We start from the raw sequence: 18,052 nt of genomic DNA, 5'->3' as shown, positions 1-18,052 counted from the left end.
GCCGGGCATGCAGCAGCTGATTGTTATCGGAAACGGTATGGCGGGGATGCGCATGGTGGAAACCCTGCTGCAGCGTGCGCCAGGACGTTATGCGATTACCGTCATTGGCCGCGAACCCGAGGGAAATTACAACCGGGTGCTGCTGTCGCCGGTGCTGGCGGGGGAGAAAACCTTCGCTGAAACCCTGATTCATTCCCCGCAATGGTATGCGGAGAACGGTGTCAGGTTGCTGGCGGGGGAAGAGGTTGAGTCGGTGGACATCGACGCCCGACTGCTGCACACCGACCAGCGCACCCTGAGCTGGGACAAGCTGGTATTTGCCTGTGGATCGCAGCCACGGATGCCGTCACTGCCCGGCATCGGACAGCCCCATGTGCTGGGATTCCGCACCTTACGCGATGTGGAAAAAATGCAGGCTGAGGCGGGACCGGTGGTGGTGCTGGGCGGTGGCTTGGTTGGTGTTGAGGCGGCAGCGGCACTGTGCCAGCAGGGGCGCGCAGTCACTTTGCTGCACCATCGTCCCTGGCTGCTGGATCGTCAGCTGGATGCCCACGCCGGGTCGCTGTTGCAGCAACATCTGACAGCGCGTGGTATCGACTGCCGTCTCGGGGTGTCGTTGCAGCAGGTGGGGGCGCAGCAGGTGACGCTCACCGATGGCAGCCAGATCGCCGCACAGCAGGTGGTGATTGCCATCGGCGTCATTCCGGAGATTGCGCTGGCGCAGGCGGCGGGAGTGTCTTGTCAACGCGGCATTCTGGTGAATCGCCAGCTGCATACCGCGATCCCCGGTATCTATGCCCTTGGTGAATGCTGCGAGATTGACGGGGAAACCTTCGGCCTGGTCGCACCCTGTCTGGCACAGGCGGCGGTGCTGGCCGGAAGCCTGGCCGGGGAGCCGGTGGATGATTTTTATTACCAGGAAAGCGGCACCCGGCTCAAGGTCAGCGGTATCGAGATGTTCAGTGCCGGAGAGATGAGTGAAGCCCCCTCGCTGACCAGCTTCGACCCGCTAGCGGGACACTACCAGCGGCTGTTCCTGCGTGATGGCGTGCTTTCAGGCGTGCTGTTGTTTGGTGACAGCAGTCCGGCAGCAACGTTACTCACCCGATTACAACGGACCGAACGCGTTGATATCAATGCGCTGTTTGGCCTGGACAACAATACGACGCAGCCAGTGGCTGCAGGAAGCACAATGATGAGCAAACCCATTCTCGCAGTCGTGGGCCACGGTATGGTTGGCCACCATTTTCTTGAGCAACTGGTCAGCCGCGACCTGCATCAGCAATATCATATTGTGGTGTACGGCGACGAGCCGCAGATGGCTTACGACCGCGTGCATCTGACCGAGTATTTCACGGGCAAAAGTGCTGACGACCTGTCACTGGTGAGTGACAACTTTTTCCAGCAGCACGGCATTGAGTTGCGTAGCGGTTGCGAAGTCAATGCGATTGACCCGCAGCGCCGCAGCCTGCGCGACAGCCAGGGGAACGAACTGGCGTGGGACAAACTGGTGCTGGCGACCGGCTCAGTGCCGTTTGTGCCACCAGTGCCAGGCCATGACCTGCCGCGTTGCTTTGTCTATCGTACGCTGGCGGATCTCGATGCTATCGCCAGCTGTGCGCGTGGGGCGCAACGCGGGGTGGTGATTGGTGGCGGTTTGCTGGGTCTGGAGGCGGCTAATGCCCTGAAGCAACTGGGACTGGAAACCCACGTGGTTGAGTTTGCTCCACGCCTGATGGCCGTGCAGCTGGATGACGGTGGCGCGCAAATGCTGCGTGGCAAAATCAGCGCCCTCGGGGTGCAGGTGCACACCAGCAAGGTGACGGAAGCGATTGAGAGCCAGCCGGACGGCAGCGTGCAACTGCGTTTCGCCGATGGCAGCCTGCTGGATAGCGACCTGGTGGTGTTTTCCGCCGGGATCCGCCCGCGTGATGCGCTGGCGCGTGCGGCGGGCATTACCCTCGGTGAACGTGGTGGCATCGTCATTGATGATGGCTGCGCAACCAGCGTGCGCGATGTGTATGCCATCGGGGAATGCGCCCTGTGGCACGGACAAATTTTTGGGCTGGTGGCACCCGGTTACCAGATGGCGCGGGTGCTGGCCGGACAACTGGCTCAGGAAGGGGCGGCCTTCAGCGGCGCGGACATGAGCACTAAGCTAAAGCTGCTGGGGGTGGAAGTCGCATCATTTGGCGACGCTCATGGTCGTACTCCGGCCAGCCAGAACTATCAATGGATCGATAACCCGAAAGGCATCTACAAAAAGCTGGTGGTGTCTGAGGATGGCAAAACCCTGTTGGGTGGCGTGCTGGTGGGAGACACCAGCGATTACGCCAGCCTGCTGCAAATGATGCTGAATAAAATGGCGCTGCCGGAAGCGCCTGAAAGCCTGATTCTGCCGCAGCTGGCAGGGTCGCCGGCCAAAGCACTCGGCGTTGCCGCGTTGCCGGACAGCGCGCAGATTTGCTCCTGCCACAATGTCAGCAAAGGCGACATCTGTGCTGCGGTGCAAGGCGGCTGCGGTGATATGGCGACGTTGAAAAGCTGCACTAAAGCGGCCACCGGTTGTGGGGGTTGCAGCGCGCTGGTGAAGCAGGTGATGGAGCATCAGCTCGCCAGTCTCGGGGTTGAAGTGAAGAAGGACATTTGCGAGCACTTTGCCTGGTCACGCCAGGAGCTGTATCACTTGATCCGCGTGGGTGAGATCACCACGTTTGATGAGTTGCTGGCCCAGCATGGTCGTGGTCATGGCTGCGAAATCTGCAAGCCGTTGGTGGGTTCACTGCTGGCCTCCTGCTGGAATGATTATCTGCTAAAGCCCGCGCATCTGCCGTTGCAGGACACCAACGATCGTTACTTCGCTAACATCCAGAAAGATGGCACCTACTCGGTGGTACCGCGCGTACCGGGTGGTGAAATCACCCCGCAGGGCCTGATCGCGATTGGTGAAGTGGCGGCACAGTACGATCTCTACACCAAAATTACTGGCGGGCAGCGTATCGACCTGTTTGGTGCGCGTCTCGATCAACTGCCCGCTATCTGGGAAGCGCTGATTGCCGCCGGATTCGAAACGGGCCATGCCTATGGTAAATCGCTGCGCACGGTTAAATCCTGCGTCGGATCGAGCTGGTGCCGCTACGGCGTGCAGGATTCTACCGCCTTTGCCATCGCGCTGGAGCATCGCTACAAAGGCCTGCGAGCGCCGCACAAAATTAAAATGGCGGTATCCGGCTGTACGCGCGAATGCGCGGAAGCGCAGAGCAAAGATATTGGCGTAATCGCCACCGATAAAGGCTGGAACCTGTATGTGTGCGGCAATGGCGGTATGAAGCCACGCCATGCTGATCTGTTTGCCAGCGACCTGGATGACGACACCTTGATCCGTTATGTCGATCGCATTCTGATGTTCTATGTCCGCACTGCCGATCGTTTGCAACGTACCAGCGTATGGATGGACAACATGGAAGGCGGGCTGGCGTATCTGCGTGAGGTGGTGATTGACGATGCGCTCGGCATCGGTGCCACACTGGAGCAGGAGATGCAGCGGGTGGTGGATCGTTATCAGTGCGAATGGCACACCACGCTGGCCGACCCGTCGCGTCGTGCGTTGTTCAGTGCCACCATCAACAGCGACCAGCCGGACGAAACCCTGCATTACAGTGAAGTACGTGGCCAGCGTCAGCCGGTTGATAACCTCAGTATCCCGGTACTGACCCTGCCAGCGGAACCGTGGCACGCCATCTGTGATGAGGCGGCGATCCCGCCTGCGGCAGGTGTCGGGGCGCGGCTGGGTCAGCAGCGCGTGGCCTTGTTCCGCTTCGGGAGTGCCATTTATGCGCTGGAGGATATTGAACCGGGTACTCAGGCCAGCGTGTTGTCACGCGGCATTCTCGGTGATGTGGCCGGGGAACCGGTGGTGATCTCGCCATTGTATAAGCAGCGGATACGCCTGCGTGACGGGCAAAGCCTCGACAACCCCCAGTTGCAATTACGTTGCTGGCCAGTGCGGGTTGAGGAGGGCAAAGTCTGGTTGGGTAATCAGCCGCTGCTGGCCCTGGCGGCGGCATCATGAAAACTACCTGTCCCTACTGTGGCGTGGGTTGTGGCGTCGAGATCCATGCTCCTGATGCCCCGGTCAGTGGCGACCGCCAGCATCCCGCCAACTTTGGCCGCCTGTGCGTCAAAGGTTCTGCGCTGGGGGAAACCCTCGGGCAGGAGGGACGTTTGCTGTGGCCGCAAGTAAAAGGCCAGCGTGCCAGCATGGGGCAGGCGCTGGATTATGTGGCCACAGGATTGCGTGACATCATCCGTCAGCATGGCCCACAGGCAGTGGCGTTTTATGCCTCCGGGCAACTGCTGACTGAAGATTATTATGTCGCCAATAAACTGATGAAAGGTTTTATTGGTGCCGCCAATATCGATACCAACTCGCGGTTGTGTATGGCCTCGGCAGTGGTGGGGTACAAACGGGCCTTTGGTGCCGATGCGGTGCCTTGCTGTTATGAAGACATTGAGCAGGCGGATCTGGTGATTCTGGTGGGTTCCAACGCCGCCTGGGCGCATCCGGTTGCCTGGCAGAGGCTGGTGCAGGCGAAGCAGCAGCGGCCAGGGATGAAGCTGGTGGTTATCGACCCGCGACGGACCGCCAGCTGCGATCTGGCCGACCTGCACCTGGCCCTGCGTCCCGGCAGCGATAGCGCCTTATTTGCCGGATTACTTAACTGGCTAAGCAGCGAGGGTGGCATCGATAGCAGCATGCTGCCGCACCTCGACCATGTCGAAGCGACGCAGGCGGCCTGTACTGACTGGGATCTGGCCGCCGTTGCCCATGCCTGCCAGCTGGATCAGGCCAGCATCCTGACTTTCTGGCAGCTGTTTACCGCGCATCCCCGCGTGCTGACGTTATGGTGCATGGGGATCAACCAGTCGCAGACCGGCAGCGACAATAACAACGCCATCCTTAACGTGCATTTGCTGAGCGGCAAAATTGGCCGCGCTGGCTGCGGGCCTTTCTCGCTCACCGGCCAGCCCAATGCCATGGGCGGGCGCGAAGTTGGCGGCCTGGCCAATCAACTGGCCGCGCATATGGGGTTTAGCGTGGAAGAGGTGGATCGAGTGGCCCGTTTCTGGCGCAGCGAGCGGGTAGCCTCTCAGCCCGGACTGAAGGCGGTGAAACTGTTCCAGGCGGTTGAGCGCGGTGAGGTAAAAGCGGTCTGGATTATGGGCACCAATCCGGCGGTGTCGATGCCGGAGGGAAATCGCGTGGCTGAAGCGCTGGCACGCTGTCCATTGGTGATTGTCTCGGAGGTGAGCGCGGCCACGGATACCAGCGCGTATGCCGACGTGCTGCTGCCCGCCCAGGGGTGGGGGGAAAAGAATGGCACCGTGACCAATTCGGAACGCCGCATTTCGCGTCAACGCAGCTTTGTTGCGCCCGCCGGGGAAGCGAAGCCGGACTGGTGGTTGCTGGCTCAGGTGGCTCAGCGCCTCGGTTATGAGGACGCGTTTGGCTGGCAGCATCCCCATGAAATCTTTATTGAACATGCAGCACTGTCTGGTTTTGAAAATCAGGGACGTCGTGCGTTTGATATCAGCACCCTGGCAACGCTGAGTCGTGAACAATATGACCAGTTGCAGCCGGTGCAGTGGCCGGTTAATCCGGCTGCCCCGGCAGGTACTTCGCGGCTGTTCAGCGATCGCCGCTTCTTTCATCCAGGGGGTAGAGCCCGTCTGCTGCCGGTAGCCATTCCGCTATCTACCCCATCGTCCGAACACTATCCGTTGCTGATGAACACCGGGCGTATCCGCGATCAGTGGCACACCATGACGCGTACCGGTGCGGTGCCGCGGCTGATGCAGCATTACGACGAGCCTTTTGTGTTGTTGCATCCGCATGACGCGGCGTCGCATGGCCTGAGTCAGGGCGATCTGACGCGGGTGCAATCGCAGCTTGGCTGGTGGTGTGGCCGGGTGATTATCGATAACGGCCTGACGCGTGGACAGTTATTTATCCCAATGCACTGGACGCGTCAGTTCAGCGGCCAGGCGAATGTCGATGGGCTGGTGGCCGCGCGCTGTTGTCCGGATTCCGGGCAACCGGCCCTCAAGCAAACTGGCGTGCGCCTGCAACCACTGCGTCCGCAGTGGCAGGGCTGGTTGTGGCAGCGCGAGCAGGCGGATCCTCAGCATGTGGATTATTGGTCACGCGCGCCGCAGCCGGGTGTACTGCGTTATGTACTGGCCGGGCAGGGAGCACCCGCCGATTGGTTACAGCAGCAGCCCGGTGCAGCTGAACTGCAATGGCAGCATGCCCGGGCAGGTCAGCAGTTGCATCTGTTGGGCTGGCGCAATGGTCAGCTGGAGCGGGCATTCTATGCCGCTCCCTGGTTACCAGAGATTGACCATTCCTTTGTCGCGTTGGGATTCAGCGAACATCCAGCCACGGCGCAACAGCGCCATGCGCTACTTGGCGGACGGCCTGCACAGGGAGAGAGCCAGGGACGGACCATTTGCAGCTGTTTTGGCGTCGGTGAAGTCGCCATCCGACGAGCCATTGAGCAAGGTTGCCACTCTCCGGCAGCGCTGGGCGCATCGCTCAAGTGCGGCACTAACTGTGGCTCCTGTATTCCGGAGCTGAAACAACTTATCAGCGCGCTCCAGGTAGCGCAGTAGCGGAGGCCATTATGACCCAGGCAATTGAGACACTGGATAAACTGTTTAACCCGCCGGGATTGGATGCGCCACAGGGGCAGGTATGGTTGGTGGGTGCCGGGCCGGGCGATGTGGAGCTGCTGACGCTGAAAGCGCTGCGGTTGATCAAAAGTGCCGATGTGGTGGTCTATGATCGTCTGGTCAGTGACGATGTCATGGCGGAAGTACCATCCAGCACGTTGGCGATTGATGTCGGTAAAAAACTCGGCAGCCATGGGTTAAAGCAAGCGCAGATCAATCAACTGCTGGTGGATCTGGCGCGTAGCGGGCGCAATGTGGTGCGTCTGAAAGGGGGCGATCCGTTTATTTTTGGTCGTGGTGGGGAAGAAATGGTTTGTCTCCAGCAGGCCGGGATTGGTTGTCAGGTGGTACCGGGAATTACGGCCGCTGCTGGTTGTGCGGCAGCCAGCGGGATTCCACTGACCCACCGCGAATGCGCCCAGTCGCTGCGGCTGATTACCGGGCACGGTAAAACCGGCGAGCCGCAGCTGGATGATCATAGCCTCGCCGCCGCCAATCAGACATTGGTGTTTTATATGGGGCTGAAATGGAGCGCCAGTATTAGCGTACAGTTGCAGGCGCAGGGGCGAGAACCGACCACGCCGGTTGCCATCATTGAGAATGGCACGCGACCACAACAGCGGGTGCTCATCACCACCCTGGATAAGCTTAGCGAGACAGTAGCCCGCGAGCAGCTGCAATCACCAGCGTTGTTGCTGGTGGGTGAAGTGGTGCGCTTTTATCGTGAAACCAGCGTTGCAAACACGACACATGGCGCTATGGTGTAGCCGCTAGTTTATCTCGCCATTTTCTGCGATGCCCTGTCCTGAAAGGGCATCGTTTTGAAATGACTCTTTGCTGATACTTTCCTGAACACATCCTGAATGCCTTAAATCCCTCTGACATTTTGATGACTCAAATTTCGGAGACTGACCACCTGTGCTAACGTCCAGTCACTTTTCTCACCAGTGACAGGAATTACCGCTATGGGGGCTACTCCCGCGCCACATGATGCACTGTTTAAAAAATTTCTCAGTCATCTTCCCGTCGCCAGGCAATTCCTGGAAATTCACTTACCGCAGGAAATACAACAGCATTGCGACCTGAATACGCTCCAACTGATACCGACTACCTTTATTGAAAGAGATCTAAGCGCCTTTTATTCTGATGTCCTGTTATCCATGAAGACCGACTGTGGTGCAGGGTATATCTATACGTTGATCGAGCATCAAAGCACTCCCGATAAACATATGACCTTGCGCATGATGCGCTACAGCATTGCCGCCATGCAGCGCCACCTCGATGAAGGCCATCGTGAATTACCCATCGTGGTGCCGATGCTGTTTTATCAGGGAAGGATCAGCCCCTATCCTTATTCGATGAACTGGCTGGAGTCATTTCGCAATCCGAAACTGGCTGAACAGATCTTCTGTCGGCCCTTCCCGCTGGTTGATGTTACGGTCATTCCTGACGAGGAAATCATGACGCACCGGGATGTGGCGCGGCTTGAGATGGCACACAAAATTATCCGTTTACGCGATATGCTGGAAAATATCGACCCGATAGCAACCTTGCTGGCGGTGGATTACAATGATGATCTCTCGATCGATGTCATATTTTATTTGCTGCGACATGGAGATACAGATGATCGGGGCAAGGTGGTTGAAATACTGAGGCAAGCCAAACCGCAACTTGAGGAAAAGATTATGACGATTGAAGAGCAGTGGCGGCTGGAGTCACGTCTGGAAGGACGGCAGGAAGGGCGGCAGGAAGGGCGGCAGGAAGGACGGCAGGAAGTCACGCTGGAAATGGCTCGTCGTATGTTGGCGGAAAAAGTCGATTTCAACACTATCATCAAGGTGACTGGCCTCAGTCATGGCGAGTTAAAACAACTCAACGCCTGAACATACCGTCATAAATCAGTCCGCTACGTCATCTGTGCGTGGTAATTTCCTTTGAGGAAAAGACAATGACAATCGAAGAGCAGTGGCGGCTGGAATCACATCTGAAAGGATGGCAGGAAGGATACCTGGAGGGCCGTCAGGAAGTCACACTTGAAATAGCGCGCCGTATGCTAGCGGAAAAACTGGACTTCAACACCATCATAAAAGTGACTGGCCTCAGTGAGGGCGAGTTAAAACAACTCAATTCCTGAACATCCCGCGATAAATCTGGCCGCGATGTCATCTGCGCAGGCGGTAATTTCCCTTATGGCTAAATAAACTGACATTTTCCCCCCTTAATCCACGCTTTAGCGTCCGCGCCTTTTGGCATCCTATGCTCAGAATTCCAGTCAGCAGAGGTAAGTCGTGGCTGAAGACAGTAGTGACGAGGACAAAACAGAATCGCCCACAGCGCACCGACTTGAAAAAGCGCGTGAAGAGGGGCAGATTCCGCGTTCGCGCGAGCTGACGTCATTACTGATGATGTTATCCGGCATTATGATTTTATGGCTGGGCGGCACCAGCATGGCGCGACGGCTGGCCGCGATGGTGGCGACCGGTTTTCGTTTTGATCATGGCATGGTCACGGATGACAAAGTGATCGTGGCGCATATCAGTACCCTGATTGGTCAGGCGGTGCTGGCGGTGCTGCCGTTGATGGCCGGTTTAGTGCTGGTGGCGATGTCGGCACCGATGCTGCTGGGCGGTATTGTTATCAGCGGCAAATCTCTCAGCCCGGATTTCACCAAACTTAACCCGCTGAGCGGCCTGAAGCGCATGGTTTCGGGACAAACCTGGGCTGAGCTGCTGAAAGCTATCCTCAAGGCGGTGCTGGTGGGGGTGGTGGCGGGTTGGTATGTCTGGTCGCACTGGCCGGAGATGCTGCGTTTGATCAGCGAATCACCGATGAACGCGCTAGAACATGGCATGAATATGATCGCCGTGTGTTGTGCGCTGGTGATGCTGGGTTTGATTCCGATGGTCGGCTTCGATGTGTTCTGGCAGTTGTACAGCTACTTCAAAAAATTACGTATGTCGCGTCAGGATATCCGTGACGAATTCAAACAGCAGGAGGGTGATCCTCATGTTAAAGGGCGAATTCGTCAGGCAATGCGTGCCGCTGCCCGCCGCCGCATGATGGCCGACGTACCCAAGGCCGATGTGATCGTCACCAACCCGACGCACTACTCGGTGGCACTGCAATATAACGAGAAAAAAATGAGCGCACCGAAGGTCATCGCGAAAGGTGCGGGTGACGTGGCGCTGAAAATTCGCGAACTGGGCAAAGAACATCGCGTACCCATTCTTGAAGCACCACCGCTGGCGCGTGCGCTATATCGTCATACCGAAATTGGTCAGTTCATTCCGGGGGCACTTTATGCGGCGGTGGCCGAAGTGCTGGCGTGGGTCTGGCAGCTGCGACGCTGGAAGCGTGAAGGCGGCATGATACCGAAGAAACCTAATAATCTGTCGGTCCCGGCAGAGATGGACATTCCAGGAGAGAACAGAAACGATGGCTAATCTGGCCGAAAAGCTGCGGTTACCGGGCAACTTCAAAGACACACAATGGCAGGTACTGGCCGGTCCGGTTCTGATCATGATGATCCTGTCGATGATGGTGCTGCCGTTACCCGCGTTCATCCTTGACCTGCTGTTTACCTTTAACATTGCGCTGTCGATCATGGTGTTGCTGGTGGCGATGTTCACCCAGCGCACCCTGGATTTCGCGGCATTTCCTACCATTCTGCTGTTCTCCACCTTGTTGCGTCTGGCGCTTAACGTCGCCTCGACACGTATCATCCTGCTGGATGGTCATACCGGTGCCGCAGCGGCAGGACGCGTGGTGGAGGCCTTCGGCCACTTTCTGGTCGGTGGCAACTTCGCGATTGGTATCGTGGTGTTTATCATCCTGGTCATCATCAACTTTATGGTTATCACCAAGGGTGCTGGCCGTATCGCTGAGGTGGGGGCACGCTTTGTCCTCGATGGGATGCCTGGCAAACAAATGGCGATTGACGCCGATCTGAACGCCGGTTTGATCGGCGAAGAGGAAGCCAAACGCCGTCGCTCAGAGGTGACGCAGGAAGCGGACTTCTACGGTTCGATGGACGGTGCCAGTAAGTTTGTACGCGGCGATGCCATCGCCGGGATCATGATCATGGTGATTAACGTGATTGGTGGCCTGCTGGTGGGTGTTGTTCAGCACGGTCTGGATCTGGGGCATGCTGCTGAAACCTATACGCTGCTGACCATTGGTGATGGTCTGGTGGCGCAGATCCCGGCACTGGTCATCTCGACCGCTGCGGGTGTTATTGTGACGCGCGTCAGTACTGACCAGGACGTTGGCGAGCAGATGGTGGGCCAGCTGTTTAACAACCCGCGCGTACTGATGCTGAGTGGCGGGGTGATCGGTTTGCTGGGCCTGGTGCCTGGAATGCCGAATTTTGTGTTCCTGCTGTTCACCGCTGGGCTATTGGGTCTGGCCTGGTGGTTGCGTGGCCGCCAGATGCAGCCGAAGAAACAACCGGAAGCGTCCAGCGTGGTGAAAAGTCAGGAGACACCTGCCACGGTTGAAGCTTCATGGACCGACGTCCAACTGGAAGATTCACTCGGTATGGAAGTCGGGTATCGCCTGATTCCGATGGTCGATCATTTGCAAAACGGTGAACTGCTGGGGCGTATCCGCAGTATCCGTAAAAAAGTGGCGCAGGAGGTGGGCTTTCTGCCGCCTGTGGTACATATTCGCGACAACATGGAACTGCCGCCCGCACGTTACCGCATTCTGATGAAAGGGGTAGAAATTGGCAGCGGCGATGCCTATCCGGGACGCTGGATGGCGATTAACCCTGGCACCGCAGCCGGCACCCTGCCGGGTGAGGCGACTGTTGACCCAGCCTTCGGCCTGGCGGCTATCTGGATCGACAGTGCGTTGAAAGAGCAGGCACAAATTCAGGGCTTCACCGTGGTGGAAGCCAGTACCGTGGTCGCAACACACCTCAATCATCTGATTGGACAATACGCCAGCGAGTTGTTTGGTCGTCATGAAGCCCAGCAGCTGCTGGATCGTGTGACGCAGGAAATGCCGAAACTTACCGAAGATTTGGTGCCGGGCGTGATCACCCTGACCACGTTGCATAAGGTCTTGCAGAACCTGTTGACGGAGCGAGTATCGATTCGTGATATGCGCACCATTATCGAAACGCTGGCCGAACATGCACCGGTACAGACCGATCCGCAGGAGCTGACCAGTGTGGTTCGCGTGGCGCTGGGCCGTGCCATCACCCAGCAGTGGTTCCCGGGCAACGGGGAAGTGCAGGTGATCGGCCTGGATGCCACGCTGGAACGCCTGTTGTTACAGGCATTACAGGGCGGCGGCGGTCTGGAACCGGGTCTCGCCGATCGCTTGTTGCATCAGGCACAGGATGCGCTGCAACGTCAGGAAATGCTGGGTGCGCCGCCGGTGCTGCTGGTTAACCATCCGCTGCGCGCATTGCTGGCGCGCTTCCTGCGCCGTAATCTGCCGCAGCTGGTGGTGTTGTCCAATATGGAGCTGACGGATAACCGCCAGATTCGCATGACCGCCACCATCGGGGGCAAATAATATGCTTCGTGTGTGGCCGGGCTTTTTGCTGCTGCTGCCGCTGTGGGCGGTGGCGGCTGATGGTGCATGGCATGCCAGCGCCAGCGGGCCGACGCTTGGAGCGCGTGGCAACTGGCTGGCTTCTCCGCCGTTACGTGCCGCAACCAAGGTGCAGGGAACCATTTCGCAGGTGAGCTGGCGTTATCAGCTGAGCCGTCCGGCACCATCCGGGTTGGTGGTGCGCCTTTGTGCCAGCCAGCGTTGTGTGCTGCTGGAGGGGGCGAGCGGTACAACGCGCGGTTTGGCGCATATCGCTGCCGATGAAACGTTGCACCTGGCTTTTGGCTTTAACGGACGGGGTGCCGTGCCGCCAGGCTTACGCGTGGTGAGCAGTGAAGTGACGGTGAATTATCATTAGCGTAACAGGTACAGGTTACGTTCATCATGTAGCGTAAAGCAGGCGCGATAAATCGCGCCGTTGTGGAATATGCGTTTAATTCTGCACCTTGATTACGCCATATTTTGACGCCTGATCCTGATAAACCACGTCACCGGTACTGTTTCTGACAATTTTGATCGAGAGAATGTCATTATCCATGCTGTTTTGCGCAAACAGCGTGAAGCTTTTCGTTAAAAGAATATGCAGGCCATCACTTTTAGCTTCTCCCGCCTGGCTGGGATAATTGCCACTGTTCATATTGTAAAGCGTGGTCATATTGTTTTGTGTGATCTTCAGATCGCTATCATTGAAACAATTATCGACATAGTTTCCGCCCATCGGGCCACAGGTAATAATTGCTGTAAATCCATCCTGATATTTTTGCTGCTGTGCAATCTGGTATTTGACGGCCTGAATATTCCTTGCCGCCAGCGGGCTGCCATTTTGGGCGGCCTTTTCATACCATAACAACGATTGTTGCAAATCCCTGGGAACCCCGATTCCCTTTGCATAGCTGTAACCAAGATTTATCTGCGCCTCAGCATTGTTCGCGACGGCTGCCTGCTGAGTAAGCTGAACACCCCGTGGAACATCTTTGACCACACCCTCACCGTAAGTCAGCAAATAACCGAGGCGGGATATCGCGGCAATATTGCCTGCTTTGGCTGCTTGTTCCAGCCAGGCCAGTGCCGCTTGTTGCTGTTGCAGATTTCCGTCACTCAGTTTAATGCCTAACTCTGCTTGTGCGGCCACATCACCGGATTCTGCTTTGACTTCAAGCGGAGATTTCACGGGGGTTACTGGTGGCGTCGCAACGGGTTTTACGGACGTATTGGGCGACGAGGTTTCTTTGCCGTCAGTCAGGGTGGTGAGATCCCGGATGCGTCCCTGGTAAGCGGTTTCCAGATCCTGAATGGTGGTGGCTTTATTTCTTATATCCCTTAGCCAGGCGATTTGCGATTTACGTAACAACGGTTTATTTTGCGGCTGTTGTTGCAGGGCTGTGTTGTAAAGGGTGTTTAGCTGCGTATCAAGAGTAGATAATGCGGGTGTGGTACAGATGGTCAGCTCAGTAAATCCGGCGGCTTTATTACAGTCAAATGAAGCGCCAAAAGCGACAGGCGCTGTCCCTAATATCAGGGCGGCCAGGAGTATTCGTTTCATTTTGTTCCTCAGACTCATCCATGGATAAAAACTACTATCGGCTGAGGAAGCCTGCTCTTTAATGCAATTTCAGCTAACCGCCCACCATCAAAGATGGGCGGTTAATTTGTATTACATACGTTCGACAGTTTTAATGCCGAGGGTGTCGAGACCCTGCTTCAGCGTTTTCGCTGTCAATGCCGCCAGTTGCAGACGGCTATTACGCACCTGCTCATCTTCCGCCGACAGGATCGGGCAGTGCTCGTAGAAGCCCGAGAACTGACCCGCCAGATCGTACAGATAAGCACACATCACATGTGGTGTCCCGTCACGTGCAACCTGCGTAATGACTTCTTCAAATTGCAGCAGACGGGTTGCCAACTGGGCTTCACGCTCTTCAGTCAATACAATCTCGCCTTGCAGGCTGTCGGCATCAATGCCGGCTTTACGGAACACCGACAGCACGCGGGTGTAGGCATACTGCATGTAAGGCGCAGTATTGCCTTCAAAGGCCAGCATGTTGTCCCAGTCGAAGACGTAATCGGTGGTGCGGCTTTTTGACAGGTCGGCGTATTTCACCGCGCCAATGCCCACCACTTCCGCCAGTTCCTGCAACTCCTGCGGTGTCATATCCGGGTTTTTCTCACTGACCAGCGCCAGTGCGCGTTCAACCGCTTCGTCCAGCAGGTCAGCCAGTTTGATGGTGCCGCCGGTACGGGTCTTGAATGGACGGCCATCTTTGCCCAGCATCATACCAAATGCGTGGTGCTCCAGCGGCACGCTCTCAGGCACGTAACCGGCTTTACGTACGATGGTCCATGCCTGTTGCAGATGCTGATGCTGGCGTGAATCGATGTAGTACAGCACGCGGTCAGCATGCAGGGTTTCGTAACGATATTTCGCACAGGCGATATCGGTGGTGGTGTAGAGATAGCCACCATCTTTCTTCTGCACAATCACCCCCATCGGTTCGCCTTCCTTGTTTTTGAATTCATCAAGGAACACCACGGTTGCGCCTTCACTGACAACCGCCAGACCTTTCTCTTTCAGGTCGGCAACGATGCCCGGCAGCATGTCGTTGTACAGGCTTTCACCCATCACATCTTTACGCGTCAGGGTAACATTCAAACGGTCATAAACTTTCTGGTTCTGACTCATGGTGATATCGACCAGCTTCTTCCACATGGTGCGGCAATATTCATCGCCACCCTGCAATTTCACCACATAGCCGCGCGCGATTTCAGCGAAAGCTTCGTCTTCGTCATAAGTGCGCTTGGCTTCGCGGTAGAAGGCTTCGAGGTCAGCCAGTGCGATATCTTCATGATGTTCGTTCTGCTGTTTTTCCAGGTAGGCAATCAACATACCGAACTGCGTACCCCAGTCACCAACGTGGTTGGCACGGATGACATGGTGGCCGAGAAACTCCAGCGTACGCACCGCAGCATCACCGATGATGGTGGAGCGGACGTGACCTACGTGCATTTCTTTCGCCACGTTCGGTGCGGAATAGTCAATCACCACGGTTTCGGGTGCCACGGTGCTAACGCCAAGACGGGGTAATACCAGCGCCTGCGCCGCCTGCTCAGCCAGCCACTGGCGATTGAGGAAGATATTAATGAAGCCGGGACCGGCGATTTCGACTTTGCTGGCAATACCGTGCAGATCAAGATGCTGGATCACCTGCTCAGCCAGCTGACGCGGTGCCTGACCGAGCTTTTTTGCCACCGCCATGATACCGTTCGCCTGGTAGTCGCCAAATTGCACCTTAGCGGACTGACGAACCTGGGGTTCGCAATCGGCAGGCGCACCTGCCGCGATCATTGCCTGACCGACTTTGTCGGAAAGAAGAGCCTGAATATTCACCGCGTTACCTTCATATGCTGAAATGGCCCGCCTGCCATGAGCGAGCCGTTGTCGTCATCCCGCAGAGGCATTCTCGGGCTGGCGGGACGGAAAAAATAAGAGGGGAAGTATACGTGAAATGATAGAGTGCGTCAGCAATCGGTTCAGACTGAAAAATAGAGGAAACACCAGCGCCGATTAACGGCGCCGTGCAAAGCGCCGAGGATTTTTAACGCTTTTGTCTTCACGCACCTTCCAGTGGCGGGAAATTGCAAATCCCATCAATGCAATCAGGACCGCGACAACAATGAGCATAGACATAGGGCCATTCCTTTTATTTGAGTAGTCACAAATTTATAAGAAAGGATTTCAGGCTGCAATTGTTTGCAGGCTAAATAAGACTTATCTCATTGTATTAATTATGTTTACTAAAAACAGATAGTTAAAGCACTTTCATAAAGTAACTTTTGGACCTGGGGTTGCGATTAATCCGAATTGAAAGGCAGTTTTATACGGTTTTACGGGGTTTTAGCGTCGAAATCAGATGATTCCGACAGTTATGCCTGAAGAAATTCAGATTCTGCAAGAGTCTGCATTGATTAAAAGATCTAAACTAATCGTAAGGTGATTGACGCATGACGATGATTTTTCCTTCGGAACTGAAGGATTTGGAACAGGACCTGCTGCGCTTTGAACAGGCGTTACTCCAATTTGCTGAACGTTTGGGATTGCAGCTCGATCAACACGAAGCCGATCATGTGGCAGTTCGCTGCCATCAGTACGCTACGGCTGAGCGCTGGAAGCAGGGTTTGCTGCAAATCGGCAGCCAGTTCTCTGAAGCTATGATCAATGGTCGTCCGATTTGTTTGTTCAAACTGCATCAGCCCATGCAGCTGGCGGGTTGGCAGGTTGAGGTGATCGAGTTACCCTGGCCGGGTGAAAAACTCTATCGGCATGAAGGATGGGAACATGTGGAAATTGTGTTGCGTGGTGAGCCGGAAACGCTGGGCATGCGGGCGATGGCGCTGCTGGCCGATGAAGCGCTGATGCAACCGGGAATTTCCTTTAAAACCAGCACCCCGCAGGGCGAAAAGGAGCGTTTGCCCAATCCGACCCTGGCAGTGACGGATGGGCAAACTACCATTAAGTTTCATCCGTGGCGACTGGAAGAGATCGTCGCCAGCGAACAGGCTTAGCGTCGGGTTGCCACCGCGCGTTGCAGACGTGCGACGGCTTCCTTCAGCGTGGCGCGGGTACAGCCAAAATTGAAACGAACAAAATTATCGTCGCCAAAATCGCGTCCTGGTGAGAAACCCAGCCCATGCTGTTCAAACCACCGTGCCGGGCTGGCAACGGCAAGCTTGCTGGCATCGATCCAGCCCAGGTAGGTCGCTTCTGGGGATACCATGCTGAGCTCGGGCAGGGCATTTACCTGTTCCACCAGCCAGTCACGATTGGCGCGCAGATAATCAAGCTGTGCTGCCAGCCAGGCATCCCCCTCCCGCCAGGCCGCCTCTGCCGCGACCAGTGCCAGAATATCCACCGCGGGCACAATCCCCTGACGCATCTGATTAAAACGTTTACGTAATTCCGGGTTAGGGATGATCGCCATTGATGCGCCCAGCCCGGCAATGTTGAAGGTTTTCGATGGTGAAATCAGCGTGATGCTGCGCTGTGACGCGTCTTCGCTGAGTGATGCAAAAGGAACGTGCTGCACGCCGGGGCTAAGGATCAGGTCGCAATGAATTTCATCAGAGCAGACGATCAAATCATATTGTTGCGCAAAGGCCAGCTGTGCCTGCAACTCGTCACGTCGATAAGCGGTGCCGCCCGGATTTTGCGGATTGCACAGCATCAGCAAACGTTCATTACCCTGCATCTGTTCATTGACCACCGCCAGATTCATTAGCCAGCGCTGATTTTCTAACTGCAGCGGCAAGTGGATTTGACGTCGATCCGCCAGTTTAGCCGCAGCGCGAAACGGGGGATAAATCGGGTCTGGAGCGACGGTGCTTTGCGCGGGGTCGGTAAATGCGCGGACCGAAAGATTCAGGCCACTGACGACTCCCGGCAATAACACAATCCATTCCGGCTGGATATGCCAACCATAGCGCTGCGCCAGACGGGAAATCGTGATATCAATCAATCCGGTTGGTGTAGCACCGTAACCAAAAACACCGTGCTCTGCCCGGTTTTTTATCGCAGTAATCACGCATTCCGGGGAGCGAAAATCGGTGTCGGCAACCCATAGTGGCAGTACATCCTGATCGCCATATTTGTGCCATTTCAAACTATCGCTGTGACGGCGGTCTATCCATTGGTCAAAATTGAATGCCATAGTTAGTTTTCCACGTAAACTGTCTTCATTGAGCAGACTAACTTAAGCAATCTTCC

13 protein-coding genes are annotated in these 18,052 nt (G+C 56.3%); 9 read left to right on the top strand and 4 right to left on the bottom strand.

The window, feature by feature from the left end:
- Positions 1–7: 7 nt before the first annotated feature.
- The 8 genes from nirB (at position 8) to flhE (ending at position 12,652) form a co-directional block, all read left to right on the top strand.
- Complete coding sequence (gene nirB, locus AC6I8X_RS11560; RefSeq protein WP_497839821.1) at positions 8–4,072, top strand: nitrite reductase large subunit NirB; 4,065 nt, start codon at positions 8–10, stop codon at positions 4,070–4,072.
- Positions 4,069–6,672: a nitrate reductase gene (locus AC6I8X_RS11555; RefSeq protein WP_497839820.1), complete on the top strand. Its 2,604-nt coding sequence runs from the start codon at positions 4,069–4,071 to the stop codon at positions 6,670–6,672. Before nirB ends, AC6I8X_RS11555 begins: the two co-directional genes overlap by 4 nt.
- A gap of 11 nt (positions 6,673–6,683) precedes the next feature.
- Positions 6,684–7,499: a uroporphyrinogen-III C-methyltransferase gene (gene cobA, locus AC6I8X_RS11550; RefSeq protein WP_497839819.1), complete on the top strand. Its 816-nt coding sequence runs from the start codon at positions 6,684–6,686 to the stop codon at positions 7,497–7,499.
- 198 nt (positions 7,500–7,697) lie between these two features.
- Positions 7,698–8,615, top strand: a complete 918-nt coding sequence (locus AC6I8X_RS11545) for an Rpn family recombination-promoting nuclease/putative transposase (protein WP_497841036.1) — start codon at positions 7,698–7,700, stop codon at positions 8,613–8,615.
- Between the two features lie 65 nt (positions 8,616–8,680).
- On the top strand, positions 8,681–8,866 hold the full coding sequence (locus AC6I8X_RS11540) for an Rpn/YhgA-type helix-turn-helix domain-containing protein (RefSeq protein ID WP_313684107.1): 186 nt from the start codon (positions 8,681–8,683) through the stop codon (positions 8,864–8,866).
- Positions 8,867–9,020: 154 nt separating this feature from the next.
- Positions 9,021–10,175 (top strand): flagellar biosynthesis protein FlhB, encoded by a 1,155-nt coding sequence (flhB, locus tag AC6I8X_RS11535; protein ID WP_497839818.1) that lies wholly within the window; start codon positions 9,021–9,023, stop codon positions 10,173–10,175.
- Positions 10,168–12,255, top strand: coding sequence for a flagellar biosynthesis protein FlhA (gene flhA / locus AC6I8X_RS11530; RefSeq protein WP_313684111.1), 2,088 nt, complete (start codon positions 10,168–10,170; stop codon positions 12,253–12,255). The genes flhB and flhA overlap by 8 nt, the downstream gene beginning before the upstream one ends.
- Before the next feature lies 1 nt (position 12,256).
- The gene (flhE, locus tag AC6I8X_RS11525; protein ID WP_313684112.1) at positions 12,257–12,652 is read left to right on the top strand and encodes a flagellar protein FlhE; all 396 of its coding nucleotides are present in this window, start codon (positions 12,257–12,259) and stop codon (positions 12,650–12,652) included.
- Positions 12,653–12,727: 75 nt separating this feature from the next.
- Here the strand turns inward: flhE and AC6I8X_RS11520 are convergent, their stop codons facing one another.
- From AC6I8X_RS11520 to AC6I8X_RS11510, 3 genes are all read right to left on the bottom strand, one after another.
- Positions 12,728–13,837, bottom strand: coding sequence for a lysozyme inhibitor LprI family protein (locus AC6I8X_RS11520; RefSeq protein WP_497839817.1), 1,110 nt, complete (start codon positions 13,835–13,837; stop codon positions 12,728–12,730).
- A 111-nt stretch (positions 13,838–13,948) separates the two neighbouring features.
- Positions 13,949–15,679: an arginine--tRNA ligase gene (gene argS / locus AC6I8X_RS11515; RefSeq protein WP_497839816.1), complete on the bottom strand. Its 1,731-nt coding sequence runs from the start codon at positions 15,677–15,679 to the stop codon at positions 13,949–13,951.
- Positions 15,680–15,856: 177 nt separating this feature from the next.
- Positions 15,857–15,979 carry a hypothetical protein gene (locus AC6I8X_RS11510; protein WP_276329370.1) on the bottom strand — a complete coding sequence of 41 codons (123 nt, stop codon included), beginning with the start codon at positions 15,977–15,979 and terminating at the stop codon, positions 15,857–15,859.
- Between the two features lie 314 nt (positions 15,980–16,293).
- On the opposite strand from AC6I8X_RS11510, the gene AC6I8X_RS11505 reads away from it, so the two are divergent.
- Positions 16,294–16,854, top strand: a complete 561-nt coding sequence (locus AC6I8X_RS11505; RefSeq protein ID WP_299451608.1) for a VOC family protein — start codon at positions 16,294–16,296, stop codon at positions 16,852–16,854.
- On the opposite strand, the gene AC6I8X_RS11500 is transcribed toward AC6I8X_RS11505, so the two are convergent.
- Entirely contained in the window at positions 16,851–17,996 is a 1,146-nt protein-coding gene (locus tag AC6I8X_RS11500; RefSeq protein WP_313684120.1) for a MalY/PatB family protein, read from the bottom strand. The genes AC6I8X_RS11505 and AC6I8X_RS11500 overlap by 4 nt on opposite strands.
- Between the last annotated feature and the right edge of the window lie 56 nt (positions 17,997–18,052).

This window comes from Pantoea sp. X-Soil-TKNS-1280 (genome assembly GCF_059730475.1).
Note: the sequence above shows the minus strand (reverse complement) of the source record. Positions and strands in the feature narration are given on the sequence as shown.

Coding starts and splice junctions, on each gene's coding strand:
- nirB (WP_497839821.1), top strand. CDS start 8: ATGCAGCAGCTGATTGTTATCGGAAACGGTATGGCGGGGATGCGCATG.
- cobA (WP_497839819.1), top strand. CDS start 6,684: ATGACCCAGGCAATTGAGACACTGGATAAACTGTTTAACCCGCCGGGA.
- AC6I8X_RS11500 (WP_313684120.1), bottom strand. CDS start 17,996: ATGGCATTCAATTTTGACCAATGGATAGACCGCCGTCACAGCGATAGT.
- AC6I8X_RS11545 (WP_497841036.1), top strand. CDS start 7,698: ATGGGGGCTACTCCCGCGCCACATGATGCACTGTTTAAAAAATTTCTC.
- AC6I8X_RS11510 (WP_276329370.1), bottom strand. CDS start 15,979: ATGTCTATGCTCATTGTTGTCGCGGTCCTGATTGCATTGATGGGATTT.
- AC6I8X_RS11555 (WP_497839820.1), top strand. CDS start 4,069: ATGAAAACTACCTGTCCCTACTGTGGCGTGGGTTGTGGCGTCGAGATC.
- flhE (WP_313684112.1), top strand. CDS start 12,257: ATGCTTCGTGTGTGGCCGGGCTTTTTGCTGCTGCTGCCGCTGTGGGCG.
- AC6I8X_RS11520 (WP_497839817.1), bottom strand. CDS start 13,837: ATGAAACGAATACTCCTGGCCGCCCTGATATTAGGGACAGCGCCTGTC.
- AC6I8X_RS11540 (WP_313684107.1), top strand. CDS start 8,681: ATGACAATCGAAGAGCAGTGGCGGCTGGAATCACATCTGAAAGGATGG.
- flhA (WP_313684111.1), top strand. CDS start 10,168: ATGGCTAATCTGGCCGAAAAGCTGCGGTTACCGGGCAACTTCAAAGAC.
- AC6I8X_RS11505 (WP_299451608.1), top strand. CDS start 16,294: ATGACGATGATTTTTCCTTCGGAACTGAAGGATTTGGAACAGGACCTG.